Genomic DNA, 25,983 nt, shown 5'->3' on the forward strand with positions numbered 1-25,983 from the left:
GATATCTTATTTAAAATCAATGACTTAATTATTTTTTAAGAAATTAATTTATTTAACAATGTTTTTTTAAGCTTATACACCTCTTTCTTACCTTTTTCTCTTTTGCGTGAAGCTTCTGCTTGAGGAGTATTTTGATTGCGGTTTTTGAAAGTTACTTTGTCTGTAGAGGCATCTAGGAAGATTTCATAATCTGGAAGATCATTAATTTTAGTCAGTTGCTTGATATCAAATTTAAATTTTCTAATCTCCCTAGATGACCCTGTTTTCTCATGAAGCTTTTCAAGACAGATAGTAAATTCAGCTTGATTACCACAATGCTTACGAGCAATTTCGTACAATCGTCTATCAATAGCTTTTCGTATGCGAAAATAGTCAGGGCTAATTTTTAACACTTTAGTTTTAGTTATCGCTTGATAAAGCCAATCTGGTAGAGTTATTTCTACCATACCTATATCTAATTTACCTTTTTTTTCTTCTAAAATTCTCCAGCTATCAATTAATCCAAAACCAATTGTTTCTTGTTTGTCTTCAGAATAAATAATATTTGTTGTAATACGAGTACCTGAAAGCCTCTCTAAAGTTTTTTCTAATTCTTTGTATGACTTACCACCTTTATCTCTATTGGTCGTGATAAAAAAATCATACGGAGTGAAAGTTATAGTACGACTAATCGGTTGATTACTATTAATAGCTTCTTGCAATTTTGAAATAGCATAAATCCAAATATCTTTATCAAAAATAGTTGCCAAACCTATGCCCGCTAATGATCTTACAACAACAGTAACATCACCACTTCTATATTCCCTAAGCTTCGTATCACCGCCTTTTAAAGCAAAAAAAGGATGCTCCATACTTGCTAGTTCATCCCGAAAACTCGAAATATCAACTTCATCAGCAATAAAAAATTCTAATGGTTTATGTTTATGTGGACGCAATGTTTTCATATTTTTTGATACCAAAAGGCAATATTTTAATAAAAACAATAAGTTATAGTTTTCGGGATTTACGGACACTAAAAACGTCAGTAAGCCAGTCATAAAAGTCGGGATTTACGGACATTATATCGGGACTTGCGGACTTTGCAAAAAAAATAGACAAAAAAATTGTGAATAACTCGAAATTGCAGTCGGGATTTACGGACAAACTATCGGGATTTACGGACAAACTATCGGGATTTACGGACAAACTATCGGGATTTACGGACAACCAAGATTTTTTTTATTATTATAATTAAATGCTTACAACCTGTTTTTCGGCCTTTAACTCTTTTAACTTATACATAACTATATTTAACTACGCGCGCGCGAGGCTTGTCTGTGGATAACTTTTTTGACTATCGACACAGGAGGCTATCGTGTGAACCTGCTAAATGTGACATCTAATGCTCTTCCGCTTCCTCGCCAAGACAGACTCGCTTTGCTCGCTAATCTTGGCGAGCGGCGAGCGGTGGGGGTTAAAATGAAATGACTATCGGAAGTCCTAGTTAAAAATCGAATTTAAGCGGCCTAGAACGCTCTGTACGACGTTTTCACCTTCAAGACAAAACCCTACCACTTCAACCCTAGAATCGCTTACAAGGCCATACGCGCTGTAACCTCCTTTCGTCTTCGACCCTTAACATCCGTATCGCTGAACAGCCTGTTAAAAACAAAACCCGCTTACCAGCAGCGGCGCAAGCGCCTTAAGGTCAACAGCACTCGCAGTTCGCACGGCTCACTGCTCCAACCCACAGCTTTGTATTGCTTAAGAAAATCAGTTACAATTAACAAAAAATGAGGAACATCACTTATGGGCCAAGTTGCATTTGATACACAAGAGTTCGTCGAGACATTAGAGAACGCAGGCATTACGAAAGAACATGCTAGGGCTATCTCTCTTGCTGTACGGAAATCTCACGAGGTAGCCGATGTAGCAACGAAAGCTGATATTGTTGAGTTGAAACATGAAATTGCAGAAGTAAATCGGAATGTTGCAGATGTTCGCAAAGATTTATCTGTTGAAATTGCAGATGTTCGCAAGGACATGGAGCATCGTTTTGAGAAAGTTGAAACACAAATAACTGATGCAAGGAAGGAAGCCGCGGCTCGCGCTGATAAAACTGATGCAAAGATAGCCCTGTTGCACAAAGATATTGAAAGTATATCAAACAAGCTAATCATTAAAATGGCTAGTATTATGGCTGCTATTGTCGGGCTTGCAACAGCCATCATTAAACTGGTTTAAATTGATTAATACTAAAACCGCCTGTAAGACTTTCTGCGGCATTTAAATTCAAAAGTGCTACCATTGGGTTACCTATATCGAGAAAACACCGTAGAGGGCTTTATAGGTGCCTTAAAATCGATTCCTGATGCCTACTCGAAGTCAAATCTGGCACTGAACGCGATAACACTCATCAGTTAACTGGAAAATACTTGTATATACTAGCCAGTGAAACTCCATACAGTAATGCCAACTGTTTTCTACTATTGCCGGACTCAAGTAATTTTTTAGCCTGCTCTTGCTGTGCGGAAGATAATGAGCAAGGTCTCCCCCCGATACGTCCCTTGCTTCTTGCTGCGGCTAAACCTGCCTTAGTACGCTCAACAATCAGTTCTCGCTCCATTTGCGCCAACGCACTCATCACATGAAAGAAAAAACGACCTGCTGACGAAGAGGTGTCGATAGAATCCGTCAAACTATGAAAATGAATGCCTTTATCTTCCAGTTCAGAGATTAAGCCGATTAAATGTTTGATGCTGCGCCCCAGCCTATCGAGTTTCCAAACAACTAACGTATCGCCCGCTTTTAAGAAATTTAAAGCGCGGTTTAATCCGGGTCTCTGGTCTGTTTTTCCGCTGATTTTATCCTCAAAAATCTGGTCACAATTTGTACAAATGAGTGATTTTCGCTGTAAATCGGTGTTTTGGTCATTTTTTGACACCCTAATATAGCCTATTTTTGCCATTTTAGCCCCTTAGCTACCCTCTAAAAGCCTAGTCATTACTGGTTTTGGTCAAAACTTAAGCCAAATTCTAAATTACAAAAAACCTTGGTTTGTTGGAAATAATAAATCTAGCTAAAAATGCAACACCCAATCAGCGTAAAATTAACGGCAAAACGCTGATTCAGGATGTGAAGCTAACCGCTACAGATGTTCATGCTGTTACTCCCGAAGTATTGCGTGTCGAAATCCCTGTCGGCGTTCCTCTGCCTTGGCCTACTGAAAACCCGCCGATAGGTTGGCGTATCTGTAACGGTGAGCACTTCGATAAAAAACAATGTCCACTTTTAGCGCTGGCTTACCCGTCGGGAAAGCTCCCTGATTTACGTGGCGAATTTATTCGGGGCTGGGATGCTGGACGAAAAGTGGATAACGGACGCAAGATATTAAGCCCTCAAGGTGATGCTATCCGCAATATCACGGGGCGCATTGGGTATGTGCGACAAGGAGGAAGTAGTCCACCTGTTATCGCTGACGGTGCTTTTATGCAAGAGCGAACTTTCAATGCAAACGTGGCGTCCGGTAAAAATGACAATTGGGGTTCTGTCGCTTCTTTTGATCCCTCTCGTGTCGTACCCACCGCAAATGAAAACCGACCACGCAATATTGCTTTTAACTATATTGTAAGAGAAGCATGAGATTTTTATCTTTGCGGTAACTCTGGCCAGTCAATATCTGGCACGGTGCTGATATCGACACGGTTTAGCAGCACCCGGTATTTTTTCCAGGCCAGCAGTGCGGCTTTTTCGGCTTCTGTAGCCATGTCAAGGTCTACCGCATCTTGCAACGGCGCTATAATTTTTGCTGCCTGCTCAAGCAGATAATCGCGTTTATGGATTGCTTGCTCCCTGAGTTCATCTGCCGTGTAGATGCGTGGAACAACCTCACCATCGATAAAACACCATTTTCGGTTAGGGGCGGCCTCTTTAGGCCATTCGGATACTTCAGCTACACTCAATCCGACTGGCCACAGGGTTGATACATCACGGGAAAAACTGACGATAACTCCATCAGCCTGATTAAAGACAACTTTTACGCTATCCGGTGAAAATAATTGTTGAGATTCATACCAGTCTCGCCCATCCTCACTTTTCAGAAACAATGCATTAAGTTTGAGTAAATTTTCGTCATCAGGCAAATAAAGGCTGAAATTGTGTATTTCTGTCATGCGACTTCACTCCCACATGCTGATGGTTATCCATTTTCCGTTAATGTTTTTCTGTATAGGTGCGTAAATTGGCCACTCTCTATCATCATCAAAATTTCCCCCTATCAGTACATGACCATTTGGAGCCTGGCCTCCGCGTGAACCCCATACGGCATGCTGGGGATTCCCCAGTCTGATATCTCTTACAAAGGTATTATCAAGCCATCCTCTTAAAGTCCCTCCCCAGATTGGGCCAGTAATATTACCGTTTTCATGATAAACCGCGGTTCTGCCACCCCATGAGACAACCAAATTGCTATGGGTATTGATGGTGCCATCAACTTCAGCATTGCCTAACCAATGGAGACTGGCATTACTCCAATCTCCGACTTTTGCACTATTGGCATAAAACGCCACCTTGCCGTCACCATTGGCTCGTAGCCCTGAGTCGTTATCGCCAATATGCACTGATTGGGTCACATGGAGGTTGCCATTGACCGTTCCGCCAGTCCGTTTATCCAGTGCATTTTTTGCACAATCCACCGTTTCCAACAAACCAAGGTTTTTTATAAAAAGATTCTTGTCCGGGATGTCTGCGCCATTTTGATTTTTTGCTAATTTTTGATTTAATAAATTAATCACTGTTTCCGAAAATTTCGCATCATTGCCAAGGGCTTTTGCAAGTTTGTTTAGCGTATTCAAATCTACTGTCGCACCATCAACTAACGCGAGTTTCGCTTTATTTGCTTCTGCCTCAGACAATTGTTTCACCGCTTGATAAAGCTGGTCATGCTGGCTTTTATTCAGCCGAATACCGGCACGCTCGATAACGGTACAAACTTCCTCTTGTAGCGCATCACAAATATCACTATTCAATTTAGTTGACGGTGTGCCAGTAGTGGGATCGCCGTTGGTAAACCCGTTTTTCCCCTGCCCAAATTTATCTTTTTGGGCGGTAGAGGTATCAATTCGATGCATCATTTTCTCCTTTAGTGTAGGCAAACAGGACTTGGGTATGTGAAGGACACTGGCGCTCAATAACACATTCCACGGCGCTATCTCCCCACGTCCTAATCGACTCATTGCAAGAACTGGTACAGCTAATCCAGCGTACATTCGCTTCAGCAGGAATATTTACCCGCCAGTAATAGCGCCACTTATCGCCCCAAGTCGGATCTGGCGTACTATCAAGATATTGAAATTGTTCTATTGTTGCTGTTGGATAGCCCAATATTTCTAACTGCTTTTTGAAAAAAGCCGCATTAATACCGCCCACGGTATTCACCTTGGCATCAAGAACCCGTTGCCTTTCTTCTAGCGTTTGCGTTCTATTAGCGAGGCATTTATCCGGCAGCCCGCATAATTTTTCGTAACGGTTAATTAATTCAACCGATTGGGCTGGGTTAATTTCAATCATCAGGCTATCAGCATGTTGATGAGCTTGTGCCAGTGAAGGGGCTAGCCCTTTAATGAGCGGATCTTCTTCATCCCATGCTGGGCCGGGCGGTAATAACGTTCGCAACAATTGCGTATATTCGTCGTCAAGATTTGTCATGATGCTCATTCCTTATATTTTGCCCACGTTACTTCACCCAATACCGGCACTTCCGTCTGGGCTAATTCAATATCTCCCGTTGGCGCAATAAGACGATGGGCGACCTCACCTGCTGCAAGACTGATGGCTTCAGCGAATCTTGAAAGAAAAAGCTTGCTGCCAGGTTCGCCTTCTCGCTGTAAGAAGGCTTTGATTTCTGCGATAACCGCTGCCCGTATTTCTGGCGTATCCGTTGATAAGGCTATCGAAATGGGAACAGTTTTTGCCGTAACCGGAAAGACCGTTAAACCACTACCGGCAACAGGGGCAAGGGGTAATATATGCTCTCTGACTTTGGTTAAGATTTCCTGTGTGGGGGCAGGATGGTCTACATCATCACTCGCCACCATCACCCCAACCGTGCCGATACCGTTTTTATGTCGATGTGTCCATGCGCGACTTATGCCCAGGACTTCTTTAGCCCAGCGAACATAATCACTATCCGCACCGCCTTGTGGCGTATCGTACCAGCGCGCCATTATACGTTGTCGCCAGCTATCCAGGTCTTCAATATCGGTTCCTGTCCTGATGTTATCGGCATAACCGGTCGAAGATAAACCAGAAATAGGCGTAGCAAGTCGTAGCGCGATGCCGTCTTCACAATTGCCAGCCTGACCGCTGCTTTTTGCAACGACGGGCACGCGAAGTACACCCTTTGCTGAGGTTATTGAGGCCGTGGTGGTGTATATTTGACCATCATCACGGTGTATTTCAGTGTCAGAGGCCACCGATATGGCATTTTGTACACCCTCCCAGCGAACAAATCCGCTGGCTTTGGTTGCCCCTTTTCGTGGACAGCGCTTGATATTACCGTGTCGTGTCAACCAGTCTTCATCGGCTAAATCCGGCAAGATATTGCGCGCTAAATAATCGATATAGCCGTATAGAGTATGAATAGCGGCGGCCTGTACTCTTGCGTAGACTTCGGCATCGAGACGGCGCAACACGCTATCTTCATTAAATCGCGTGAGCAAATCACCGCGAATCGTGTCTATCAGTTGTGGCAGTGTCGGGCGCGAAAAGCCGCTACTTTGCATGGATTATGCTCCACAAGTTATTGATGTTCATTGTTTTTGTGTTATGGTCAGGTAGGGTAAGGATAACGGTTGCAGTTAATTTATCGATGCCTGAGCGTACTACCTCAATATCAACCCGAAGCGCGATACCGTCGTCTGTCATCCATGTGAGCGCCTGAGCGATATATTCTTTCGCCTTTTGCACTGTCTGGTTAGTTAAAGTGCTACGTTTTAACAAGTGCAATCGAGAGCCAATCCGGTCATTTTGTACGGTCGGCCACGTATCGCCCCACCACCCAAACGGCGTATCTGTGTCATCATCCGGTTCAGCGCGTCGCCAGGTGAAAAGCGATATCATCACTGCCCGCCTGAGCCGTTCCTGATCGGGTAACACTGTATTCACTTTTTTATTCATCAGCATATTATTTACATCTGTTGATTGGGCTTGCCTGTTATGCCACCGCTATCACCTTTGTGATCGTGGGTATTGTACTGCGCTCGCATGGTGCTCAATGAGCCGGTTTTGTCCTGTACTTCTGCCTGTGAAACGATGGATTGTGCCGCCGTGATCTTTCCAGGCGTTTCTACTTGTTGAGTGTTGAGTACCACCTTATTTTTTGCATTGATAACAAAGGTTTCTGTGGTGGCTTCTATCAACCGTCCACGCTTGAGCACGATGCTATCGCCCTCATCGGTATAGATTGCCACCTCACCACTTTTGAGGCTTTTTAATCGAGAACGTCGGTCAGCAACGTTAATCACAATGCCGTGAGAGCGATCCCCCGCGAGGAATAGCGCTATACCTTCTGCACCGGCATGGGCCGTCGAGGTGAAACCGTAAGGCTCCAGGTACTCCATACCGGCTTTCGTTTCGCCTGCCAGTAATGCCACGTCCACGCTCTGGCAAGCTTTACCACTGTCGAGTCGTTGCACTACCCCCCGCGACCATAGACGCGCAAGGCCGCGCTGCAAAGTAGAAAAAATATTTTGCATAATTCACTCATTAATAGGTTAAACTAAGAAAAACAGGAGATTGTGGAATGGGCCAAGTTGCATTTGATACACTACAAGCATCAGAAGAGCTTCAAACCGCTGGACTTACCAGTCAGCAAGCCAAGGCTATCTCGCTTGTCGTACGCAAATCCCATGAGGTTGCTGATGTGGCAACTAAAGCGGATATTGCAGAAGTTAAGCGTGATATATCTGATGTTAGAAAAGAAATAGCCGATGTCCGTAAGGATTTATCTGCTGAAATAGCCGATGTCCGCAAGGATTTATCTGCTGAAATAGCTGATGTCCGTAAGGACATGGAACATCGCTTTGAAAAGGTTGAATTACAAATACTAGATGTACGTAAAGATATCAGCATAATAAGCAAAGATTTACTTTTTAAACTGGGTGGGTTGATGGTTACATTGTTTGGCTTGACCATTGCTGCGATGAAGTTTCTTTAAATATCAGTTTCTTCCTCTAGTGCTTTCAATTTCTCAAGTGGTGGAATATAAGCAGCTTCCGGTGCAACACGTAATTCACATAACGTACCACTCTCATCCTGCGTATAAACAACTTCGCTAATGACCAGTTCCCGATTGTTAAAGCCGAGCACGGGATCAAAAACAATAACCCGCTGGTTAGGTTTCCACAGACTGCCGTCACCTTGCCGCCAACCTTGCACCGTATAAGTGGTTTCCTCGGTTCTGGCTGCCCGTTGCTGCGCTTCAAATTGACTCCGAGCGCGACAACTGGCTCCAGTTGCATTGCCGGATTGCTGGATATGTTGCGGACGATAGCGCGTTATCTGGCTATCCCTGGCTCTGGCGCGGAGTGCTGTCAGCGTGGCTTCCCCGAAATCGTCATCATCACCCGATCGTTGACCCGCAACCTGATATTCCGAAAAGCGTTCACGGATACTCTGTTCCGTATCACAGGTGAGAATATTTTCTCCCCAGACAAGCGCCGTTGTCGCACGATCATTGCCGACTGTACCAATTAACAGATTGCCCTCTTCATCATCCCAGGCGAGCGCCTGTTGGCTTCCTAGCGCCTTGTTTAATACTTCGTGTACTGTTTCGCCGTAATCGGCCTGAAAAGCCTGTAGCGGCGTTTTTGGGGCCTTTTGGCTAATGACCTTAATGCTAAACGGTTTTGCCAGTTCTGACGCGATTTGATGTAAGGTTTTGCCCGTAAAAAGCGTCGTATTCGCAGCACAGTCGATTAAATCTGCTGTCTTACTACGACCACTGATACCAACCTGGATACTTTTAGCGTCATAACGTATCGGTGTGGCTTCAATCCAGCCGGTGAGGACTTTATCCTGACCGATGAGGACTTCGACAAGTTCACCTTTTTTAATTCTGGGTTGTAACGGTACGCTTCCTGATCCACCAGGCCATTGGCGGGTGATTTCGACATTGAAATCGCGTGAGAGTCGCTCTATGCCTGCTGAAATCTGAACACGTGTCCAGCCGCCCCATTCGCGCCCGTTGACGCGCAATGTCACGTGATCGCTCATCTTGCAGGTACTCTCAAGGGTTTAACCGGTATAAAGCCAGGATGATTAACGGCATTTCGGCTGGTGATATCGGTTTCTCGTGCGGCATTATCATACCAGTTGGCCGCCAACACCAGTGCGGGTAGCACCGTTTCGGGTGTTCGAGTAACCGTTTTTTCAACTTGTGCCAGTCGTGTTGCAATATCCCGGTTGGCATCGGTTTTCACCTGTTGCAAGGCAAGGAACAGCGCATCATCAAGCGTTAATGCCTGTTCGTGCTCGATAGCCTGATTCAGGGTTTCTCGCACCGTGACCAATGCATCCCACGTGACCGCCGCGAGTCCTTCTGTGTGGCTGCCTGCCGCATGAGAAACCGCGTGTAATGCGGGATGGGAAATATTGACGTGTATCTGACGTTTCTCACGTTGATTAATCGGTAACATGGCGGTACGTGGTGGGGGGAGTTGGGTTAATCGCCACGTCGCCTCGTGGATGGCCGTGGCACGCAACAAAGCTGCAATACGATTACTGCGCCTACGTTCAGACTGTATACTTGGCCTGTCGCTTTTCCATACTCCACGCGGCGCTAAATCATGCCCCAGAGTTACACCGGATAGCGTCTTGATTTGCTGTGCCAGTGTTGCTGCATCCTGAATAGTACGCCTGCCAGATCGCCACATCCGCTGTATGGCTTCCACAAACCCTTTACCCGATGAGCCAGATTTAAGCAGCACAGAAATATCACCGTGTAGCAGTCTTGATGCTGCGGTAATGCCGCTATCGATAGTATCAAAAGCTTTGGTAACATGGCTTATCATGGATTTAGCCTGATTTAACACACCATTCTGGCTAAAATCTGCCAATCCTTTTAACCCTAAATCAGCAAAAACAGCCCCAATTCGATCATTGAGCGTGGAACTGGAAGAAATCAGTGTGTGACTCGTGGCGATACCCGCAATAGGGAAAGATAATTCACCGGCTTCGACCACGCTAAAACTGACGCGGCACATGCGGCCTTCGCGTCCGCTATGGCTCACTCTCACTTCACCATCGATACAGACCGCGATTTCACCGTAATAGGGATGCACCAACGTTCCAGGCCCTGGCGTGTCGATAGCCGCAATAAGCCGATCTCTGGCCTCGAAAAAATCATCACCGACCAGATAAGCACCAATGTTAAAACGCCGTGTGGCACGCCCTAAATCTTCTGTATACGGCTTATCTCGATTCGGGTATTCGTGAACCTGTACACGCCGTCCGAACGTCCCCTCGTCGTCTTCTACCTGGAACGGTACGCCGCGAAAAGACGCTGGACGCAAGTTATCTTTCCAGCTCGTCATCTAACCCTCTATATTTAAATAAATGTGATTTTAATCAACAAATGTTATTGTATTACCAGGGCTTATTTTTCAGATCAACAGTACGAAGTTTTTCCATCACATAATTAAAATAATTATCGGCATCTGCTTTGTTATTAAATTTTAATCGATAAAATCCGCCCCCTGGCGCAGCAAATAAAATGTCATAAGTAAGATTAGGATTGAGCTTATTGGGAAAAGTCCTATCAATACGAGGGATTTTTGATAAGTTAACTATCACATCTTGGTTTTCATCATCTTCACGATATTTTATTCTTACAAATTTCATGATTGTCACTCCTTATTATTTTCTTTTGGTGATAAATCAATCGCCTCTAATTTACTAGCTATATACTCGAAATAATTATCACGTTCTTTTGTATTTTTAAAAGATTTCCTTTCGGAAAGAATTAATATCTCAGGAAGAGATACACCTTCCAATTTTCTTATTTCTCCTATAGCCTCAAAATTAATCCCTATCGTTTTCGTTGGCTCGTAGGCGTTTCCATTATCGTAATTATCAACGTCTATTGTTAAAAAACTCATATGACTTCTCCTTTATTTTACTCACTGTTTGGAAAATCGGTTATAACCGACATCGTAACTCAGCCAGGGTAGGGCATTACCAACTGGGGCGACACGCATACTCTGTGGGGTATTTTCAAAGATAAGCCTGACTTCACCGTCTCGGGGCTCAGTTTTGCTAAATGAATCCAGGGTCTTTTTGGGATCTTCCGTAAATTGCCAGTTACCCTTGTCATCTTTAAGTAAATGACTGTTGCCAATAATTGAACGACCAAATTCGCTCCAATCCCGCGCTGTCCGGAGGTTTTGAAACCATTCATTACCCCCAAATACCGCATTAAGACCCTTGTCGACAAGCGGTTCGACGCCCATTGATATCCCCCCAATCAGCCCGGGTTTTCCCAGTACGCCCTTGATGCCAGAGGGACTGTTTTTAGCCAATGTTTTCATCTCACGGGTGACATTCCGAATCGATTTCACCATATCGACCGACCATTTCGTCGTCACAAAAATTAGAATGCCTGCGAGCACGGTTTCCCAACCGCCCATTGCCTGAATAACGCCATCAATATCTTGCCAGACCGCTTTAATAATCGGGCCGATCGTTTCCCAGTTGTCGACAATAAGTCCACCGGCTATTACCATTAACGTGACCAGTTTACCTAGCCTCGACATTTTCATCACACTGTTAAAAATCCTGAAAGCACGGGTGACAACACCGACTGCTGTTGCGCTGCCCAGTAGATAAACACCCCACTTGGCGAAGGATTTAATCAGTTCTGGATTAGCTTTTACCCAGGTGCGAAATTGTTCAATCAACGGCTGGATTTTCTCTGTCGCTTCAACAATTGAAGGCAGAAAAATACTACCAATACTCACGCTGGCCACATGCATCTGATTTTTAAACAGTTGGATAGCATTTGCCGTGGTTGCTGCACGGCTAGCGTATTCCTTCTGCATTGAGCCGCCGTACTTTTGTTTATCGGCGACGCGATCCAGGTTAACTTCCAGTAATTTAAGGTTGGTGAGTAGTGGCGCAATGGCTCCAAGGGATTCAGAGCCAAACAAATCATTTAATAATGCCATCTGATCTTTTTTAGGCAATTTTTCAAGGGCTTTCAGCACCATCAACATGGCGCCTTTCGCATCTTTCTGCATCTGTGCGGCCAGTTTTTTCGGGCTGATTTTTAAGGTGTGTAGCGCTACTTTTTGTGATTTTGTCGCTGATTTCCCTTTGGTTAACGCCAGCATAAAGTTCTTGATGCCGGTTGCCGCCACGTCTGACTCAACACCCATTCCGGCAATGGTCGCGCCAAGGGCCGCTATCTCACCGGAGGCGAGACCGCCCACTTCACCCAGTGGGCCAATGCGGGTCACAATGTCAGAGATTTTTGCAGCATTGGCTGGCCCGTTATTGCCAAGGGTGTTGATTTTATCGGCCAGCGAGACGACATCATTTTGCGTCAACCGAAATGCCGTCCGCCACTGTGCCATCATTTGCCCAGATTGCTCAGCCGTCTGGTCAAAGGCGATACCCATTTTCACAGCGGATTGAGCGAAGGACATTAATTCTTCTTTCGCTATCCCGGCCTGACCGCCTGCGGCCACAATCTGACCAATGCCATCTGCGGCCATCGGCAATGCTGCCGACAGCTTAAGAATATCTTCCGACATCTGTTTAAACTGCGCAGGCGTATCAAAATCAACCACCTTGCGGACATCGGCCATCGTTGATTCAAAGTCTATCGCTTGCTTGATAGGGCCAGCCATTGCGGTAACAACGCCAGCCCCTAATGCAGCAGCCCCTGCCAGTCCTGCGCTAAACTCCTTCTTGAAGGACTTCATTTCACGCCGCATCCCCTTTAACGGGGCAGAGAGTTTATCGACGGCAGTGATGATTGCTTTTAACTCAAAACTATTAGCCACCCTGTCGCTCCTCGTTGATGCGAACCGCCTCCGCTTCCAGATCAAAGAACTGGCTTAGCGGATGCTGGCGTAATTCAAGGGGATTCAGTCGCCAGAACCAGGCAACGTTGTAAAATCGTCGTCTGAGACTACCAAGTTCTGGGCACCGGTAAAAAAACTCACGATGGTCATTGAGGCGACAAATACATCATGTAACGATAACTGTTGCGCTGAAGAGCGTGGGATATTAGCAAGCTCAGGAAGATAAGCGAGCGCTGAGCGCGTATCCAGGCGTGTATCGCCTCGCTCCGAATAACTAAACGGAATACCAAATTTTTCTACCTGATCAAACGTCGGTTCCTGAATATCCAATACCGATATTTCTTTGTTCTGTACCTTAATTGGCTTACTGAGTGTAATTGATTTCATTGATAAAATCCTTCATCTCCGTGAAATTCCATCTCGACTGTTCCTTCAAGTGGGTTATAGGTAGATTCACCTGACAACCATGCGCCAGACAATACGTACACCATGCCGTTAGCTAATTCGGCGGTAATCGTCATTTCATCAGCAGAGGTTAATTTTTGTATGGGAAAACTGCGTTCTACTTTGAATTCAGCCTTAATATACGGTGCCTTGTGCGTTTCTTTGTAATGTACACTGCCATCAGCGCCGACAATGTCCTCTCGAATGACGGTATTGATAGGTAATTCAAGCGTACCGTTCAGTGATAATTGATTACCATCTACTTTAACATACAAGACGCCGCCTATTTTTCTTGTACCCGTCATTACATCACCTCACCATTGTTATATTGCAGACGAAATTGATTCACTAACGCAAATACCCGCAGTTGGTTGATATAATCCGCAGGAAAGACGACATCAATCCGGTTAGGGTCATCCTTGTTACTCTCGACAATCAGCTTTTTACGAAAAGCATCGAAATTTTCGACAATCCCTTCATTTTCCAGTTGGCGATAAACCGCACAGAGTTCGCCTTTAATCACCGCTGGCGTAGCAATCGCTTGCCCTGCGCCGAATCGTGTACCATCACTAGCCAGTTTTTGCCGCCCGTATTTGCTGGTTATGACGGATTTTAATCGCCGCAAAACATAGGCACTGGTATAGAGTGTTTCACTGTCCAGGTAGCTGTTATCAGCCACCCCGTAACTGTTTTTCTGATACGTCGTTACATCGCGCTGAATGCGTAATACGCCACCTTCGACATTGGCGGTGGCGATACCGTGTGAAAGCAGTGATTGCTGCTCTGTCAAGGTGAAGCGCTTGCCAGACGGTGCGGGTAATACCCCGTTTAACTCACCTGTGTGGGTGGGTCTGGCCGGATCATTTCGCAAAAATATCGCGCACCGTGCCAGTCGTGCCGCAACCAGTTCATCAAGCACGGTTTGGATTGCGGGTTCGTATCCAGCGATGGTGAGATGCGGATCATTAATGGGGGCACCAAAAGAGACCAGTTCGCTGACTGTCCCTTTTTTGGCGGTATAAACATGTCCGTACAACTGCTGATAGGGACTCCAACGCCCATTATCGTTGTTCATCGCCGCACCCATCTTTTGCAGTGAAGCAGAATCAGCGAAAGGCAAACCAATAAAATCAAATAACAAGTCACCCATTGCGCTGATAACGCTATCCATATCGGGTGAGCCAGCGCCACCACTCATGGCAGTAATGGTAATATTAAGACCATGCGGAGTATGCTCACCACCTGTCGGCGAATAATAGTTCAGCATCAAGGGAATATCGTTGCCCGTTAACCCTTTATGTTTTGCCGTCAAGCTGATTTTGTCAGCATCCATCGTCGCGGTGACGGGTAAGTCCCCGTTATCGTTAATGGCCTTGCCAAGGGCGGCGGCAACCGTATTCGCCGTATCCGATTTCTTAATGGCCGCTAAAATACGCTGATTGCCAATATAGAGTGTGACGACACCGGAATCGGTTGCAGTGCCACTTATCACAATCTCACCTTTTGCTGCGGTGCCCGTCGTTTCAGGTACGGCAATGACAAACAGTTCACCGACAGCATCAATCCGGCGATACGCTTGCACCATGCGGTGTAACTGGCTGCCCCGACCGGCTAATTGTTGCATCTTTTCTGCCGAGGGCATGATAATGGGTGAATTTAAGGTTATTTGTGAATGGGGTAATGCATGGCCAATAAGCAGCGCCGGCCCACTGGCTTGCATCGTATTGGCAGCACTGTTATCCATTTCTGGAGAAAAACCAGGTACACGCAGATTGGCGTTCACGGTATTAAAGCTAATGGTCATTCCTGCGTCTCCTCTTTCGCTTTTTTATCTTGGTTTTTTGCGGTATTAGTCATCTCTTGCACAATTGGGGGACTATCAGATTGACTCACTTCTTCAATATCATCGTCCTGTTTTCTTCTGATCCAAAAAAGCGTTTTTTGAACATACAATCCTTCTTCGGGTAAATATTTACCGAAATATTCTTGGGTATCGTGCATATATTGTGGAATAGGCACTTTTCGCCCGTGCTTAGGCTTAATAAAAACAATCTCTGGTTGAGTACCCATCATTTTATATTTATCTCCAGGTGCGATTTTACGTTGCCTGACTGTTCGTTCACATCAATAGCAACGGTATGTAAATCGGGTAAATTATTGAGATCCGCGTATTGCCGTGTGTCTTCGGCGTTGATTTCTGTTTCTACTTTAAAATTAAATTGCCAGATCAATTCATCCTGGTTCATATCAAGATATTCATCGTCTGCATATTCAATCGCACCGTAGGCCGGATCGGGTATCCAACCCAGGAGTGCGCGCCAGATTTCACTGCGTATTTCATCAATCAAATCACAGGAGGCGTATTGACCGCGTTTATCGCTGTTATTAATAATGACAATCACAGAAAACTGGTCAGTTAACACTTGCCAATAATCGGTTTGCGAACGTTGTTCGCCAACAGTAGATCCAACAGGGACTACATACGCCGACGGTAATTCTAGGTGAGTACATTCGAGAGCCGCGCCATATTCAGCAGCGCCGCCTATCCGTTGTTCAAAGCGAGGGCAATAAGTACGCAGCGCGATAATAACCGGGCTGAGTTTCATTATTTCTTCCTTTTTCGGGGTTGAGGCCGAAGTGATTGTCGAAGTTCGTCGCTGAGTGTGTGCTGTGTCCAACCTTTCAGTTTTTCCAGAGCTTCAACCATATAGTTTTCACGCGGCTCAATACGCCAACCTCCATTCATTGCATGGTGGCGTTTGTGTCGACGATCCTTTTTTGACATGCCATAGGAAGCCTGCTTGACACCATAATGAAGGATAGCGGGATAATAAGTGCCCTGTATGGGTACTCCTCCTCTTCCCCATAGGTTTTTACGCTTTTCTCCTTTCCAGCTAGGCGCAATCTTGACCATCAGCCCTGGACGTTTTTTCGAGGATCTCGGGACGTTATATGCAATGGAACGTGCTAGCGCTCCCGTTTGACTTGCTGGCGTTTCGCCTGCTCTGGAAGAACGCCCGCGTATGCGTCTGGCTAACCGTCTGGCAACATGAGCATGCGCCTGACCGATTTTTGCGAAGCCTTTTCTCAACCGCGCACGATTAAAAACCAGTTCTTTGGGTTGTTCAAAATCAATATGTAAAATGTCCATGCGTCAGCCTCCTTGGCGGTTCATGCCCTAATTCTTTACATTCCAGCAGCCAAAAACGGTGGGCATAATTCAAATCACGGACTCGCTTAACCTGGAACACCTTATCTTGAATAATCACTTGATAATCACGCTTAATATGACGGTCGTGGCGATAACGAAGCGTAATAAAATGGGTGATTAAATCATTAAGTTGCGCAGAGTTTTGATAGATTGTTGCGCCAACCTGCATGACCTTTGCCCATGCCTTAAAGCCGTCAGGATAGCTATCATCAAATCCCACCTTGTCATCAGGCGTATTCCGATGACGACGAACCGTAATCCGCGTATTGAGTTCCCCTGGATCGGGATACCTATACGTGGCACTGGTTTCTACATGTCGTAGTTTCATAGCGGGATAATCCGATAAGGCTGCACATTCCATTTAAAACTCATCGGCAACTCGATTTTTTGTACCTCCGATACTGTCGAGCGATTTTCGGTGTAATACGAGACCAGTAACAACATGGCGAGTTTGATATCATCCGTGAGATGCATGCCGGTAGGGTCATCAGCAGGGATTGCGGCTTTGGGTGCGTACAATTTTCGATTCAAATACGTTTCGGTTCTGGCTTGTACAGCGCTGCCATAAAATTCAAGCAAAGCATCTGCATCCGTCATATCGGGTTCCACTCGGCATTGTGCCTTAATTTCTTCCAGTTTTAGCAACATAAGTAGCTCCTATGCCCGCCGAATGACGGGCATAAAAAAACCGCGAATGGCGGTCATCTTGGTTTTTTAAGTCGTCCAGGGATTAAGTGGACTTGCCAACCAGCGCCTTGATAGCGGCTGTATCTTCCAGCACACAATCAAATCGATGGAAAGCGACAAAGGCGGTCTGGTCATACTCGGCATAGCGTTCAACCAGACGTTTTAACGTCATCGTGCTAACGCGCCGGACGATAAAGCGGTTAAAATCCCCGCAGTAAATGAACTTTTTCCCTTTACCGATATCAGCAATAGCAGGATCAATCACATAAGGGATATTGAGCACAGTCGCTGGCGCGACACCGACAATTTCAGGTAGCCATAGGGGACGCTTCTGGGCATCTTCCATTCCACTGAGCATTTTTAACGTATTATCGTTAAACACCAAACGGAAGGTGCCGCCATTGCGATAAGCCGGATCAATGCTGTGTTTTAATGCCAATATTTCTTGCCACGTGAACTTGTCTACTGCTGCGGTATTCGTTGTCCCAGTCACCGAAGCTTCGAGTCCTTTGGGTTCCAGCGGGGTACCCGAACCGCTACCTTGCACTAAATATTTTGCTTCGCCGCGTCCCAGCCGTTGGGCAATACGCGCAGCCAAGTAGCCTTCAATATCAACGCCACTGTCTTGCAATAATTCATTGGAAACTTTAATCATTTTTGATGATAACTTTTTTGCGCCCAGGCTTGCCGTGCCAAAGGTAACATCCCCTTCGCTGACCGCTGTATTTTCTGCAAGCAGTTCCCCCTCTTCGGCCGTGCCATCTGATGTACTCCAGGTAATCGGCTGGCCGTCAGAGGTCATGAGAATTTGCGCGACACTGGCGATCCCACCATACGCTTTCATTGAATCGACGATTTTGTTTAACATCACTTTAGGAACGGTATAGCCGCCCTTGTCGTCGGGTGTTGTACCCTGTGCGCGAAGCTCTCGCAATGCTTGACGTTCTTCTGAACTCATCTCACCCAGCCCGCAACGCAAGAATTTGTCGAATGCCGCTGTGCGCCGTTCACCTTCATATTCTGGGTTGCTTTTGTCCAAACTTTTGCGCTGTTCTGTCGCTTGTTCATCGACAACCGCCTGATCCAGTTGGCGCAATTCCTCTTCACGGGCAATCTGTTCATCGAGCCTTTGTAACGACGTTTTGGCCTTATTCCACTCAGTACGTTGTTCATCCGTCCAGGCGTTATCGCCAATTTTTTCATTGAGCGCCCGCATCTCGGTCGCTACAGTCTGGCGTTTTTGTTGCAACTCGTGGAGTTTCATCTTGTATCCTTTAAACATTTAATAAAGTCAATAGACGCTCGCGCGCCATTCTTTGGTTGATGGCGTGTTGAAGCACACCGGTTTCTTTTGCTTGCTGCCAGGCTTTTAGTGATCGGACAGCCGAGTCCGTATCCTGATAGGCCGGATAAGTGACGGGACTGACATCGAAAAGCCGGGAAAACCGATGGATTTCACGTATTACCATGCCTTCGTCGTCCTCATACCAATGCTCACCATCGTGAGCAACGCGAAATCCAAAGGATGATTGGTCAATATCGCCTCTTCGCATTGGCTCCAGCACCAAATCGCGGATTGTCTGGGTATCGGGTGCACAGATGTCGTACTGCAAACCGCGTTCATCCACCGATAACGCCAGTGTTCCGGCTACCGTACGACCCAAAATAAAATTAGCATCATGATTAAATAACGCTCTGACATCATCATTGAGCACACCATCAAATGCGTTGGGCTTGATAATCTCTCTAAATCCCCATAATGGCTCTGAGCGACTATTAAAAACAGAGCCATAGCCAATAATTCGTGATGGCTGGGCATCCTGCTGTTCCGCCCTGATTTCTCCGCTGTAACAGCGCGTTTCCCTGTCAAACATCGGCAATTTCCTCTTTGATTTTTTCTTTTGTCTCTTCATCGGTCGTTAAAGGGATTGGGTTGGCGGCATTGACGCTGACCAGCATCTCATCTAGCCCATCTACCGGATTCATGTCCTCAAAGGCCCGTGCTTCATTGCGACTCATCCAACCATCAATAATGGCGTAATGATAGAATTGAGCACGTTCTTGGGGGGTTCCGCGCATCAAACCAGCCAGATTAAAACGCACGTAAAAGCCTGCACGTCGCTCAGCGCGAGTAAATAGACGCCGGTTAAGCTCCTGCTCCCAGTTGGCCACCCAGGGCATGATGCTATAGCGTACAAAGTGAATGGCTTGCGCAGTGATATTGCTGTAGGTGGCTTTCTCCAAATCGTTAATCATATGTGACGGCAAATTAAAAATACCGGCAATCATTGAACGATTGAGTTTCATCATGTCAATAATTTGTGCATCGACTGGCGAAACGGTCAGCGCCTTGTAATCTAAATCCGCTGGCAAAAGTAGCGTTTTATTCTCTTCGCGCCGTAATGCCAACATAGCATTAGTCCATAGCGCTTTTAATCGTAACCAGCCGTCGTCTTTAATTTCTCCTTTGACTGAAACGATGCCGCTAGGTCGTCCATTACCTGCAAAGAAACTAGCCGTATAGTGTTGTCCACTCATGCCGATGCCAATCGTATCAGCATGTTGCAAAATCGGACTTAACCCCATTTTCTGGTTATTGCCCAGTGCTTGAATGTGGATCATATCGTCCATCGATACTGCAAAATGGCCTTGTTCGTTGTAAACGCCGTAGGTATAGCGTCCTCCCGTATTCATCAGTGTGGTTTCCCACGGCATACAGGCTTCCAGTGATAGCACTTCGCCCCGACGAGAGCGTATTACTCGCGTAAAACCATTGCCCCAGCCCAAAATATGCCGTTGAGTTAATTCACGCCACTTGTAACTCGTTTGCCACGTATTTGGCTCATCATGAACCAGATAGAAAGCCGGATGATCGCGGGCAATATCGACGCCTTTATCCGTTTTTCTCATCACATGAAGCGGCATTTGGGCAATGTTTGACGCTAGCACGGTGATACAGGAATAGACGGCAGCCAGTTTCAGCGCGGTTTCAGGATTAACGTAGGTGCCTGATCGGAATAGTCCGTCTGTCTCTGCCATCTCTGTACTCATGCCCGTTTTGGGGTTTTCCAGTGGTTCATGGCGGAAAATGGCATCAAGTAGCATGTCTCCTCCTCATGGCGGCTAATAGCGCCCATGCCAGCACGAGAGTACCGGAAAACATCAGTGAACAGGGCAGACCAAATTGCAGGTACACTCCAGCGGAGAGCAAGCCAAAACCGACCAGCCCGATAATATCAATGATTAAATGTTTCATAGCATTAGGAGATCTTCGATAGGATCCAGTGTTGAGAGAAAATCAGTTTTGTTGCCACCATTAACTAATACGCGACTCATCGCGGTAAATAAGGCCACAGGGCCATCAATTTTTGCTTCAGGTGTTGATTTATTGGGGAAAATATTGTCGTTTTTATCGATTTTCACCGTGATATTCGACATCATCCAGTTCATTAACGGATTTTGTGTATGATGCAGACGTTCGCTATAAACCAGCGCCTCCACCTCTTTCATGGCTTCGGATAAGTTTTTTACCGTTTGCGGCACCTCAACCAGCGGCAAACCCGCTTCAGCAAGCGATAAACTGAATTGGGTCGCACTCCACGGATCGACAGCAATTTCTTTCAAACTTTCGCCTGACACCCAAGCCTGTAGCGCTTCCTTGATTTGCGCATGGTCGATAACATCCCCCTCCGTCAAAGTAAGCATGTCCAGCGCCGCCCACTTGCGGTACATTTCTGCCATTTGGCGTGAGCAGCGCGCTAGCCGTCCCTCTGGGAGCCAGAATTTACCATCGAGAGGAACATGACCCTCATTCGTCCGCCAGACTTTAACTGCCGCACAAATGTCAATTTTGTTTGATAGATCAACGCCTACCCACAGTGGATAGGTGTTTAATTCATACTGTGGCGCGATATATTTGCATTTTTCCCACTTGATCATGTCCATCCATGCTGATTCCGCCGTCACCCACATATTCATATGCTTGGTAAAAAAGTTCACACGGGCGGAAACCTGCTCTTGTGCTTTTTTTGCCAAGCGGCGTAAATCATCCCAGCGTTTACAGATACCCAATCCGGGATTCGCTTTTAACCAGACGCTTTCATCAAAGGGATCGTCGTTTTCATCGAGCGTATAGATGATGGCAAAAAAGGTATCATCTTTGATTGCCCCTTCAACCTTGCTATCAACACCGCGCAATACCTTAATGGCGTAGTCTCGAAGTTCGTAGCAAATGCCTTCCTTGTTAAATCCCGCCGTGGTGATACCAAAAATTAGCGATTGCAGACGAGCCCCGGTTGCTGTTTCCAGTACATCCCACACATCACGGGTTTTGTGAGCGTGAAGTTCATCCACTATGCCACAGTGAATATTTAAACCATCCAGGCTGTGAGCATCTGAGGATAGCGGTTGAAAACGAGAGGTAGAATGTTCCTGATAGATAGCCAGCTTGTTAAATTCAAAAAAACGTCCAAGTGTTAATGGAGCCTTTTTAATCATGCTCTTGGCATCATCAAATACAATGCGAGCCTGATCTCGCGTGGTCGCTGCGGAATAGACTTCTGCACCCCCTTCGCCGTCCGCCCCCGTCATGTACAGGGCAATCCCCGATGAAAGCGTGGACTTGGCGTTCTTTCGCGCCACTTCGTTGTAGGCAGTACGAAAACGCCGTACCATCACAGGCTTGCCGCTGCCGTCAGACTTAAGAACCATTTCACCGGTTTTCTCGTCAATCAATGGAATAACGAAACCAAAAATATTGATCAGAATAAAGGTGTGCCAATCCATCAGATCAATCGACTGACCAGCAAGATTACCTTTGACGTGGGGGATAACTTTATAGAAATTAAGTACATGCTGGGCGCGAGGCTGGCTGAAATAAATGCCGCGCTCTTCGCCGTTTTTAAGGTCATCCAGAAAGCGTAGACAGGCCAGACGGACATATTGACACGCTAGTATCTCGCCAGACACCACGCGCTCGGCATAGCGGATACCTTCGGCAACCGTTGCCATCAGTCCTCCCTTTTGCTTAACAAGGCCGCGAACGGATCTATGGTCTCTGCTTCGTTAACATTGACTTTTGAGCGACTCGCTGGCGTCATGCCGAATTCGGCTTGCATCCTGCAAATACGCTTCCACGCATCAGCCATCATGGCAACTTGCGGATGAGGACGGATCATCACGCTGCCATCAGCCGAGGTGGTTTTGTAAGACTCCCCCTCCTGCTCGATAACGTCACGGTGACGTCTCCACTCGATATAAGCACCAACCAACAATTCAAGCGCCATAGCATCAAGCACGGTGAGCACTCCGATACTATCGAGACGCTCGCTCAAAACCTTAAACCAACCTGAGTTCGGGATAAGAAATAAAGAGAAAGTCTTGATATTCAAATAGTTGAATGAGCCTGTTTTGTTAAAATACTCTAACAGTCTGGTTAAAGAGTAGAGCATTGTTAAACAATTATGGAAAATCTTACTGAACTTTATTGCCTGATGGATGATTTTTGCAAAGACTTCGAGCCAAAAATGCATGAATATTTGCTGACTAACGGTACTAAGCGTCGTAGACGGTCTACTCAGCTTTCGTTGGCGGAAATGATGACACTGGTTGTGTTGTTTCATCAACTCCGATTCAGGCAATTCAAGGTATTTTATCTCTATTATGTCCGCTTATATCTCCGGAAGGAATTTCCTAACTTGCCATCCTATTCACGCTGTGTAGAGTTACTTCCGCGTAGTGCCTTAGCGTTAACGGCACTGTTTGAGTCAATTAAGGGAAAATGCACGGGGCTATCGGTTGCCGATTCTACTCCGATAGCGGTGTGTGATAACTTACGGATCCGCAGACATAAAGTCTTCAATGGGATAGCTGAACGGGGAAAAAATTCAACAGGTTGGTTCTTTGGTTTCAAGCTTCATGTAATTATCAATCATTTGGGGGAAATACTCAGTTTTCGACTCACACCAGGAAACACCGATGATCGGAAACCATTGCCTGAGCTGACAAAGGATCTTTCTGGTTGTTTGTACGCAGATAAAGGGTATTTATCGGCTTCACTGAAACAGCAACTCAAAACGATGGGAATTAGCCTTATAACGAATATCAAGAAGAAAATGAAGCCTATTAAACAGACTTGTTTCGACAAAGCCATCTTGCGTCATCGTTCTGTCATTGAAACGGTATTTGATGAGTTAAAAAATCTTTGTCAAATAGAGCATACGCGACATCGCTCTCCGGCTAACTTTGTAGTGAATTTATTAGGCGGACTGGTTGCATATTGTTTAATGCCATCTAAACCAAAGATACCTGTTGCAGGTACGTATCTTCAAGTATAATTGATAATGCTTATCCCGAACTCAGGTTAAACCAGTATTTTTCCTGCTTGTTGAAATGTTTTGGTGTTGGGGGAACCCCTTTTGTGGGTTGTGGCTCGCTTTTATTAATTGGGCGTTTTGATGGGTTCCCCCTAACCAAACGTAGATGGGTCGGGGTTTTAGGTGGCCCAGACATAATTGAAAACTCCTATTAATCACGCGGTGGGGGTACCGATAAAAAGGTTTTCTAACCTGCGGGGATGTAAGAAAAGGAGGCCGTCCGCTCCTAACCTGTTGTTTATATAGTGATTTTACCTCCCCCTACCATTGATATAATGATGTGCTTGTTGACAAATTATCGTTTATAAACGATAGTGTTAACTATGCATCATATAAGGCACTACCTTGATAAAAACGGACGGGATCACTTTAGCGAGTGGCGAGATCAAATTAGCGACACAAAAGCCAAGATCGCTATTGACCGACGTATTATGCGCATAGAACTAGGAAATTTCGGTGACCATAAACCTGTCCGTGAGGGCGTGTGGGAACTACGTATAGACGTAGGCCCAGGCTATCGTGTTTATTACACTAAAATTAACCTAACTGTCGTTTTACTGCTCTGCGGAGGTGATAAACGCAAACAAAACGCAGATATAGACCGAGCATGTTCCTACTGGCATGACTGGCAACAACGGACAGGAGATTAATAAATGAGAGACAGAGCGCACGACATAGCTATGGCAGAAGTTTTCCGCAACGATCCTAACTATGCTATCGAGCTATTAAATAGCATTTTGGAAGATGGAGAACAGGGAGAACTCTTAATTGCTCTCCGTCAAATGGCGGAAGCATTAGGTGGTGTTAGGAAAGTAGCCAAATCAGCAGAATTAAATCCAAACCAACTGTATCGCACTTTATCAGAATCAGGTAATCCTGAAGTACGCAGTTTGACTGCAATTCTGCGTGCTATGGGACTACGTTTAGCGATTCAACCTATACATACGGCCTCTACTGCAACTCAATGAATTATATAATTTAATGTTCTTTTGCTGTTTTAGCTCGGTGGCAAGCCTGACAAATTGCTTGTAGATTGGCTTCGTCATCTGTGCCGCCGAAGGCTTTTGCCTTAATGTGGTCAACGGCTTTAGCTTCAGTAGCAATCCCTTGTCGTAGGCACGTTTGGCAAAGGTACTTATCGCGTTTCAGGATTCTGGCTCTAAGAATTTCCCACTGTCGACCATAACCTTGTTGTTGCCGCGTTCTACCGCGTTGATGCTGAACCCAGCCTTCGTTTTTGTGCTGCTCACAGTAGCCATATTGTGCTGTCGTGGTATTAGGGCAGCCGTGTTTACGGCAAGGTCTAGGAATTCGGCTGGGCATATTCTATCATCCGTTGTTGATGGTTCATGCTGTGGTGGCGTCTGTTATTTCCCAACAAAAAAAGAGTAATCAAAGTGATAACTGAATTATCAGCGGCTATGGTCGCACTTAAAGAAACTATTAGTCTCGCGAAAACCATAAGTGAAGCTAAAACTGATGCTGACGTTAAAGCAAGCATTTTTGAACTAGAGAGAAAACTATTTAATCTTCAATCTGACTGTTTCGGTCTCGGTGAGGTAATTCAATCGCAGAAAGAACAAATAGCGCATCTCAAAGCAAAAATTGCCGAGTTCGAAAACTTTGCGCGCGAGGCTGAAGGTTATATTTTGAATCAACTTGAATCGGGTACGTTTGTATATTCTAAGAAGGAAACCATGAATGGCACCGAGACAACAGTGCATCTTTGTCCAAATTGTTTTACACGCAAAGTAATATCGATACTTCAGCCGCACGAAAATCATTTTTGTGATAGCGAAAAAGAAAGATATTTTTCTCAATGTTGTTGTCATTCTTGCCGCTCCGTTTTTGCAATGCACAGGTCTTCTTGTGATCCAATGCGAGGCTTTACTGTCTAAATATAGTGAACGGGAATGTTCAGATTGTTAAGGATCGAAGCGTCTAGGGGGCGCTTGTCTTACTTTTCGTTTTCGGCGGCTCAGGTAACGGCATCCAATGGCTAGCTCTGCAAGTTTTCTGAATACCCTGGCAACAATCTGCATAGTGAAACTGAGAATTACCAAGATAAACACCCACCAGATATTCTTTTCTATCCTTTCGATAAATAAGTACTTTATTGTTTATCTCTGGCATACGTATACAACAATCAATCCAGTTCATTTATTCTTCGCTTCGTGTTGATGAGACAAGACGACTTGCCGCACAT

The 25,983-nt window shown here is 45.6% G+C and carries 34 protein-coding genes and 2 pseudogenes; 7 read left to right on the forward strand and 29 right to left on the reverse strand.

From position 1 onward, the window contains the following. Nucleotides 1-35: 35 nt before the first annotated feature. On the reverse strand, nt 36-944 hold the full coding sequence (locus V3224_RS27680; RefSeq protein ID WP_334473634.1) for a replication initiator protein A: 909 nt from the start codon (nt 942-944) through the stop codon (nt 36-38). A gap of 844 nt (nt 945-1,788) precedes the next feature. Here V3224_RS27680 and V3224_RS27685 point away from each other — a divergent pair. Further along, nucleotides 1,789-2,223 (forward strand): hypothetical protein, encoded by a 435-nt coding sequence (locus V3224_RS27685; RefSeq protein WP_334473636.1) that lies wholly within the window; start codon nt 1,789-1,791, stop codon nt 2,221-2,223. A gap of 172 nt (nt 2,224-2,395) precedes the next feature. Here the strand turns inward: V3224_RS27685 and V3224_RS27690 are convergent, their stop codons facing one another. Further along, nucleotides 2,396-2,947, reverse strand: a complete 552-nt coding sequence (locus V3224_RS27690) for a recombinase family protein (RefSeq protein WP_334473638.1) — start codon at nt 2,945-2,947, stop codon at nt 2,396-2,398. A 224-nt stretch (nt 2,948-3,171) separates the two neighbouring features. Between V3224_RS27690 and V3224_RS27695 the strand changes: the two are divergent. Then, nucleotides 3,172-3,621 (forward strand): annotated as a pseudogene (locus V3224_RS27695) (phage tail protein); the annotation flags it as partial. A gap of 5 nt (nt 3,622-3,626) precedes the next feature. Here the strand turns inward: V3224_RS27695 and V3224_RS27700 are convergent. The 6 genes from V3224_RS27700 to V3224_RS27725 are packed head-to-tail and all read right to left on the reverse strand — an operon-like array spanning nt 3,627 to nt 7,733. Next, complete coding sequence (locus tag V3224_RS27700) at nt 3,627-4,151, reverse strand: tail fiber assembly protein (protein WP_334473640.1); 525 nt, start codon at nt 4,149-4,151, stop codon at nt 3,627-3,629. Nucleotides 4,152-4,157: 6 nt separating this feature from the next. Then, nucleotides 4,158-5,108 carry a hypothetical protein gene (locus tag V3224_RS27705; RefSeq protein ID WP_334473682.1) on the reverse strand — a complete coding sequence of 317 codons (951 nt, stop codon included), beginning with the start codon at nt 5,106-5,108 and terminating at the stop codon, nt 4,158-4,160. Further along, nucleotides 5,095-5,685, reverse strand: coding sequence for a YmfQ family protein (locus V3224_RS27710; RefSeq protein WP_334473643.1), 591 nt, complete (start codon nt 5,683-5,685; stop codon nt 5,095-5,097). The genes V3224_RS27705 and V3224_RS27710 overlap by 14 nt, the downstream gene beginning before the upstream one ends. 5 nt (nt 5,686-5,690) lie before the next feature. After that, on the reverse strand, nt 5,691-6,761 hold the full coding sequence (locus tag V3224_RS27715; protein WP_334473644.1) for a baseplate J/gp47 family protein: 1,071 nt from the start codon (nt 6,759-6,761) through the stop codon (nt 5,691-5,693). Then, nucleotides 6,751-7,161: a phage GP46 family protein gene (locus V3224_RS27720; RefSeq protein WP_334473646.1), complete on the reverse strand. Its 411-nt coding sequence runs from the start codon at nt 7,159-7,161 to the stop codon at nt 6,751-6,753. Before V3224_RS27720 ends, V3224_RS27715 begins: the two co-directional genes overlap by 11 nt. Before the next feature lie 5 nt (nt 7,162-7,166). Further along, entirely contained in the window at nt 7,167-7,733 is a 567-nt protein-coding gene (locus V3224_RS27725) for a phage baseplate assembly protein V (RefSeq protein WP_334473648.1), read from the reverse strand. A 47-nt stretch (nt 7,734-7,780) separates the two neighbouring features. Here V3224_RS27725 and V3224_RS27730 point away from each other — a divergent pair, with 47 nt between their 5' ends. Next, nucleotides 7,781-8,194 carry a hypothetical protein gene (locus V3224_RS27730; RefSeq protein ID WP_334473650.1) on the forward strand — a complete coding sequence of 138 codons (414 nt, stop codon included), beginning with the start codon at nt 7,781-7,783 and terminating at the stop codon, nt 8,192-8,194. Here V3224_RS27730 and V3224_RS27735 read toward each other — a convergent pair. From V3224_RS27735 to V3224_RS27820, 18 genes are all read right to left on the reverse strand, one after another. Then, the gene (locus V3224_RS27735) at nt 8,191-9,252 is read right to left on the reverse strand and encodes a phage baseplate assembly protein (RefSeq protein WP_334473651.1); all 1,062 of its coding nucleotides are present in this window, start codon (nt 9,250-9,252) and stop codon (nt 8,191-8,193) included. The genes V3224_RS27730 and V3224_RS27735 overlap by 4 nt on opposite strands. Further along, on the reverse strand, nt 9,249-10,571 hold the full coding sequence (locus V3224_RS27740; protein WP_334473652.1) for a DNA circularization protein: 1,323 nt from the start codon (nt 10,569-10,571) through the stop codon (nt 9,249-9,251). Before V3224_RS27740 ends, V3224_RS27735 begins: the two co-directional genes overlap by 4 nt. A 52-nt stretch (nt 10,572-10,623) precedes the next feature. Continuing rightward, entirely contained in the window at nt 10,624-10,878 is a 255-nt protein-coding gene (locus V3224_RS27745; RefSeq protein WP_334473653.1) for a hypothetical protein, read from the reverse strand. Between the two features lie 5 nt (nt 10,879-10,883). Then, nucleotides 10,884-11,135 (reverse strand): hypothetical protein, encoded by a 252-nt coding sequence (locus V3224_RS27750; RefSeq protein ID WP_334473655.1) that lies wholly within the window; start codon nt 11,133-11,135, stop codon nt 10,884-10,886. A 21-nt stretch (nt 11,136-11,156) separates the two neighbouring features. Continuing rightward, nucleotides 11,157-13,040 carry a phage tail tape measure protein gene (locus V3224_RS27755; protein WP_334473656.1) on the reverse strand — a complete coding sequence of 628 codons (1,884 nt, stop codon included), beginning with the start codon at nt 13,038-13,040 and terminating at the stop codon, nt 11,157-11,159. A gap of 84 nt (nt 13,041-13,124) precedes the next feature. Then, nucleotides 13,125-13,448, reverse strand: a complete 324-nt coding sequence (locus tag V3224_RS27760; RefSeq protein ID WP_334473658.1) for a phage tail assembly protein — start codon at nt 13,446-13,448, stop codon at nt 13,125-13,127. Then, a complete protein-coding gene (locus V3224_RS27765) occupies nt 13,445-13,810 on the reverse strand; it encodes a phage tail tube protein (protein WP_334473660.1) in 366 nt (121 codons plus the stop codon). Before V3224_RS27765 ends, V3224_RS27760 begins: the two co-directional genes overlap by 4 nt. Continuing rightward, the gene (locus V3224_RS27770) at nt 13,810-15,309 is read right to left on the reverse strand and encodes a phage tail sheath subtilisin-like domain-containing protein (protein ID WP_334473662.1); all 1,500 of its coding nucleotides are present in this window, start codon (nt 15,307-15,309) and stop codon (nt 13,810-13,812) included. The genes V3224_RS27765 and V3224_RS27770 overlap by 1 nt, the downstream gene beginning before the upstream one ends. Beyond that, nucleotides 15,306-15,578 carry a DUF2635 domain-containing protein gene (locus V3224_RS27775; RefSeq protein ID WP_334473663.1) on the reverse strand — a complete coding sequence of 91 codons (273 nt, stop codon included), beginning with the start codon at nt 15,576-15,578 and terminating at the stop codon, nt 15,306-15,308. Before V3224_RS27775 ends, V3224_RS27770 begins: the two co-directional genes overlap by 4 nt. Next, nucleotides 15,575-16,111, reverse strand: a complete 537-nt coding sequence (locus tag V3224_RS27780; RefSeq protein WP_334473665.1) for a phage tail terminator protein — start codon at nt 16,109-16,111, stop codon at nt 15,575-15,577. Before V3224_RS27780 ends, V3224_RS27775 begins: the two co-directional genes overlap by 4 nt. Next, nucleotides 16,111-16,656: a hypothetical protein gene (locus tag V3224_RS27785; RefSeq protein ID WP_334473667.1), complete on the reverse strand. Its 546-nt coding sequence runs from the start codon at nt 16,654-16,656 to the stop codon at nt 16,111-16,113. Before V3224_RS27785 ends, V3224_RS27780 begins: the two co-directional genes overlap by 1 nt. Then, entirely contained in the window at nt 16,637-17,044 is a 408-nt protein-coding gene (locus V3224_RS27790; protein WP_334472416.1) for a phage head closure protein, read from the reverse strand. The genes V3224_RS27785 and V3224_RS27790 overlap by 20 nt, the downstream gene beginning before the upstream one ends. Then, nucleotides 17,041-17,364, reverse strand: a complete 324-nt coding sequence (locus V3224_RS27795; RefSeq protein WP_334473668.1) for a head-tail connector protein — start codon at nt 17,362-17,364, stop codon at nt 17,041-17,043. The genes V3224_RS27790 and V3224_RS27795 overlap by 4 nt, the downstream gene beginning before the upstream one ends. Before the next feature lie 82 nt (nt 17,365-17,446). Then, nucleotides 17,447-18,667 (reverse strand): phage major capsid protein, encoded by a 1,221-nt coding sequence (locus V3224_RS27800; protein ID WP_334473669.1) that lies wholly within the window; start codon nt 18,665-18,667, stop codon nt 17,447-17,449. Between the two features lie 10 nt (nt 18,668-18,677). Further along, nucleotides 18,678-19,277: an HK97 family phage prohead protease gene (locus V3224_RS27805; RefSeq protein WP_334473671.1), complete on the reverse strand. Its 600-nt coding sequence runs from the start codon at nt 19,275-19,277 to the stop codon at nt 18,678-18,680. Then, a complete protein-coding gene (locus tag V3224_RS27810) occupies nt 19,270-20,508 on the reverse strand; it encodes a phage portal protein (RefSeq protein ID WP_334473673.1) in 1,239 nt (412 codons plus the stop codon). The genes V3224_RS27805 and V3224_RS27810 overlap by 8 nt, the downstream gene beginning before the upstream one ends. Before the next feature lie 147 nt (nt 20,509-20,655). Then, entirely contained in the window at nt 20,656-22,413 is a 1,758-nt protein-coding gene (locus V3224_RS27815; RefSeq protein ID WP_334470720.1) for a terminase large subunit, read from the reverse strand. Continuing rightward, nucleotides 22,413-22,793 carry a phage terminase small subunit P27 family gene (locus V3224_RS27820; protein ID WP_334470719.1) on the reverse strand — a complete coding sequence of 127 codons (381 nt, stop codon included), beginning with the start codon at nt 22,791-22,793 and terminating at the stop codon, nt 22,413-22,415. Before V3224_RS27820 ends, V3224_RS27815 begins: the two co-directional genes overlap by 1 nt. Nucleotides 22,794-22,865: 72 nt before the next feature. Between V3224_RS27820 and V3224_RS27825 the strand changes: the two genes are divergently transcribed. Next, nucleotides 22,866-23,738: an IS982 family transposase gene (locus V3224_RS27825; RefSeq protein WP_334467716.1), complete on the forward strand. Its 873-nt coding sequence runs from the start codon at nt 22,866-22,868 to the stop codon at nt 23,736-23,738. A gap of 28 nt (nt 23,739-23,766) precedes the next feature. On the opposite strand, the pseudogene V3224_RS27830 reads toward V3224_RS27825, so the two are convergent. After that, nucleotides 23,767-23,913, reverse strand: a pseudogene (locus V3224_RS27830) (phage terminase small subunit P27 family); the annotation flags it as partial. 187 nt (nt 23,914-24,100) lie between these two features. Here V3224_RS27830 and V3224_RS27835 point away from each other — a divergent pair. Together V3224_RS27835 and V3224_RS27840 are read left to right on the forward strand one after the other, a co-directional pair. Then, complete coding sequence (locus V3224_RS27835; RefSeq protein ID WP_334473674.1) at nt 24,101-24,427, forward strand: type II toxin-antitoxin system RelE/ParE family toxin; 327 nt, start codon at nt 24,101-24,103, stop codon at nt 24,425-24,427. Between the two features lie 30 nt (nt 24,428-24,457). Continuing rightward, nucleotides 24,458-24,745 carry a helix-turn-helix domain-containing transcriptional regulator gene (locus V3224_RS27840; protein ID WP_442891128.1) on the forward strand — a complete coding sequence of 96 codons (288 nt, stop codon included), beginning with the start codon at nt 24,458-24,460 and terminating at the stop codon, nt 24,743-24,745. A 10-nt stretch (nt 24,746-24,755) separates the two neighbouring features. Here the strand turns inward: V3224_RS27840 and V3224_RS27845 are convergent, their stop codons facing one another. After that, nucleotides 24,756-25,100, reverse strand: a complete 345-nt coding sequence (locus V3224_RS27845) for an HNH endonuclease (RefSeq protein ID WP_334473678.1) — start codon at nt 25,098-25,100, stop codon at nt 24,756-24,758. Nucleotides 25,101-25,126: 26 nt separating this feature from the next. Here V3224_RS27845 and V3224_RS27850 point away from each other — a divergent pair, with 26 nt between their 5' ends. After that, complete coding sequence (locus V3224_RS27850) at nt 25,127-25,675, forward strand: hypothetical protein (protein WP_334473679.1); 549 nt, start codon at nt 25,127-25,129, stop codon at nt 25,673-25,675. A 43-nt stretch (nt 25,676-25,718) separates the two neighbouring features. Here V3224_RS27850 and V3224_RS30420 read toward each other — a convergent pair whose 3' ends face one another. After that, a complete protein-coding gene (locus V3224_RS30420; protein ID WP_442891109.1) occupies nt 25,719-25,937 on the reverse strand; it encodes a DUF551 domain-containing protein in 219 nt (72 codons plus the stop codon). Nucleotides 25,938-25,983 lie beyond the last annotated feature (46 nt).

The sequence above is a fragment of the Arsenophonus sp. PmNCSU2021_1 genome (genome assembly GCF_036919435.1).
In the GTDB taxonomy this organism is placed as follows: Bacteria; Pseudomonadota; Gammaproteobacteria; order Enterobacterales; family Enterobacteriaceae; genus Arsenophonus; species Arsenophonus nilaparvatae.

Bases quoted from the DNA above. Each gene is read 5' to 3' on its own strand.
- V3224_RS27805 (WP_334473671.1), bottom strand. From the start codon at position 19,277: ATGTTTGACAGGGAAACGCGCTGTTACAGCGGAGAAATCAGGGCGGAA.
- V3224_RS27810 (WP_334473673.1), bottom strand. From the start codon at position 20,508: ATGCTACTTGATGCCATTTTCCGCCATGAACCACTGGAAAACCCCAAA.
- V3224_RS27765 (WP_334473660.1), bottom strand. From the start codon at position 13,810: ATGACGGGTACAAGAAAAATAGGCGGCGTCTTGTATGTTAAAGTAGAT.
- V3224_RS27745 (WP_334473653.1), bottom strand. From the start codon at position 10,878: ATGAAATTTGTAAGAATAAAATATCGTGAAGATGATGAAAACCAAGAT.
- V3224_RS27730 (WP_334473650.1), top strand. From the start codon at position 7,781: ATGGGCCAAGTTGCATTTGATACACTACAAGCATCAGAAGAGCTTCAA.
- V3224_RS27710 (WP_334473643.1), bottom strand. From the start codon at position 5,685: ATGACAAATCTTGACGACGAATATACGCAATTGTTGCGAACGTTATTA.
- V3224_RS27705 (WP_334473682.1), bottom strand. From the start codon at position 5,108: ATGCATCGAATTGATACCTCTACCGCCCAAAAAGATAAATTTGGGCAG.
- V3224_RS27815 (WP_334470720.1), bottom strand. From the start codon at position 22,413: ATGGCAACGGTTGCCGAAGGTATCCGCTATGCCGAGCGCGTGGTGTCT.
- V3224_RS27700 (WP_334473640.1), bottom strand. From the start codon at position 4,151: ATGACAGAAATACACAATTTCAGCCTTTATTTGCCTGATGACGAAAAT.
- V3224_RS27840 (WP_442891128.1), top strand. From the start codon at position 24,458: ATGGCAGAAGTTTTCCGCAACGATCCTAACTATGCTATCGAGCTATTA.
- V3224_RS27835 (WP_334473674.1), top strand. From the start codon at position 24,101: ATGCATCATATAAGGCACTACCTTGATAAAAACGGACGGGATCACTTT.
- V3224_RS27790 (WP_334472416.1), bottom strand. From the start codon at position 17,044: ATGAAACTACGACATGTAGAAACCAGTGCCACGTATAGGTATCCCGAT.
- V3224_RS27845 (WP_334473678.1), bottom strand. From the start codon at position 25,100: ATGCCCAGCCGAATTCCTAGACCTTGCCGTAAACACGGCTGCCCTAAT.
- V3224_RS27825 (WP_334467716.1), top strand. From the start codon at position 22,866: ATGGAAAATCTTACTGAACTTTATTGCCTGATGGATGATTTTTGCAAA.
- V3224_RS27800 (WP_334473669.1), bottom strand. From the start codon at position 18,667: ATGAAACTCCACGAGTTGCAACAAAAACGCCAGACTGTAGCGACCGAG.
- V3224_RS27850 (WP_334473679.1), top strand. From the start codon at position 25,127: ATGCTGTGGTGGCGTCTGTTATTTCCCAACAAAAAAAGAGTAATCAAA.
- V3224_RS27725 (WP_334473648.1), bottom strand. From the start codon at position 7,733: ATGCAAAATATTTTTTCTACTTTGCAGCGCGGCCTTGCGCGTCTATGG.
- V3224_RS27690 (WP_334473638.1), bottom strand. From the start codon at position 2,947: ATGGCAAAAATAGGCTATATTAGGGTGTCAAAAAATGACCAAAACACC.
- V3224_RS27680 (WP_334473634.1), bottom strand. From the start codon at position 944: ATGAAAACATTGCGTCCACATAAACATAAACCATTAGAATTTTTTATT.
- V3224_RS27770 (WP_334473662.1), bottom strand. From the start codon at position 15,309: ATGACCATTAGCTTTAATACCGTGAACGCCAATCTGCGTGTACCTGGT.
- V3224_RS27735 (WP_334473651.1), bottom strand. From the start codon at position 9,252: ATGAGCGATCACGTGACATTGCGCGTCAACGGGCGCGAATGGGGCGGC.
- V3224_RS30420 (WP_442891109.1), bottom strand. From the start codon at position 25,937: ATGAACTGGATTGATTGTTGTATACGTATGCCAGAGATAAACAATAAA.
- V3224_RS27740 (WP_334473652.1), bottom strand. From the start codon at position 10,571: ATGACGAGCTGGAAAGATAACTTGCGTCCAGCGTCTTTTCGCGGCGTA.
- V3224_RS27785 (WP_334473667.1), bottom strand. From the start codon at position 16,656: ATGGACATTTTACATATTGATTTTGAACAACCCAAAGAACTGGTTTTT.
- V3224_RS27715 (WP_334473644.1), bottom strand. From the start codon at position 6,761: ATGCAAAGTAGCGGCTTTTCGCGCCCGACACTGCCACAACTGATAGAC.
- V3224_RS27775 (WP_334473663.1), bottom strand. From the start codon at position 15,578: ATGATGGGTACTCAACCAGAGATTGTTTTTATTAAGCCTAAGCACGGG.
- V3224_RS27760 (WP_334473658.1), bottom strand. From the start codon at position 13,448: ATGAAATCAATTACACTCAGTAAGCCAATTAAGGTACAGAACAAAGAA.
- V3224_RS27795 (WP_334473668.1), bottom strand. From the start codon at position 17,364: ATGTTGCTAAAACTGGAAGAAATTAAGGCACAATGCCGAGTGGAACCC.
- V3224_RS27685 (WP_334473636.1), top strand. From the start codon at position 1,789: ATGGGCCAAGTTGCATTTGATACACAAGAGTTCGTCGAGACATTAGAG.
- V3224_RS27720 (WP_334473646.1), bottom strand. From the start codon at position 7,161: ATGCTGATGAATAAAAAAGTGAATACAGTGTTACCCGATCAGGAACGG.
- V3224_RS27780 (WP_334473665.1), bottom strand. From the start codon at position 16,111: ATGAAACTCAGCCCGGTTATTATCGCGCTGCGTACTTATTGCCCTCGC.
- V3224_RS27750 (WP_334473655.1), bottom strand. From the start codon at position 11,135: ATGAGTTTTTTAACAATAGACGTTGATAATTACGATAATGGAAACGCC.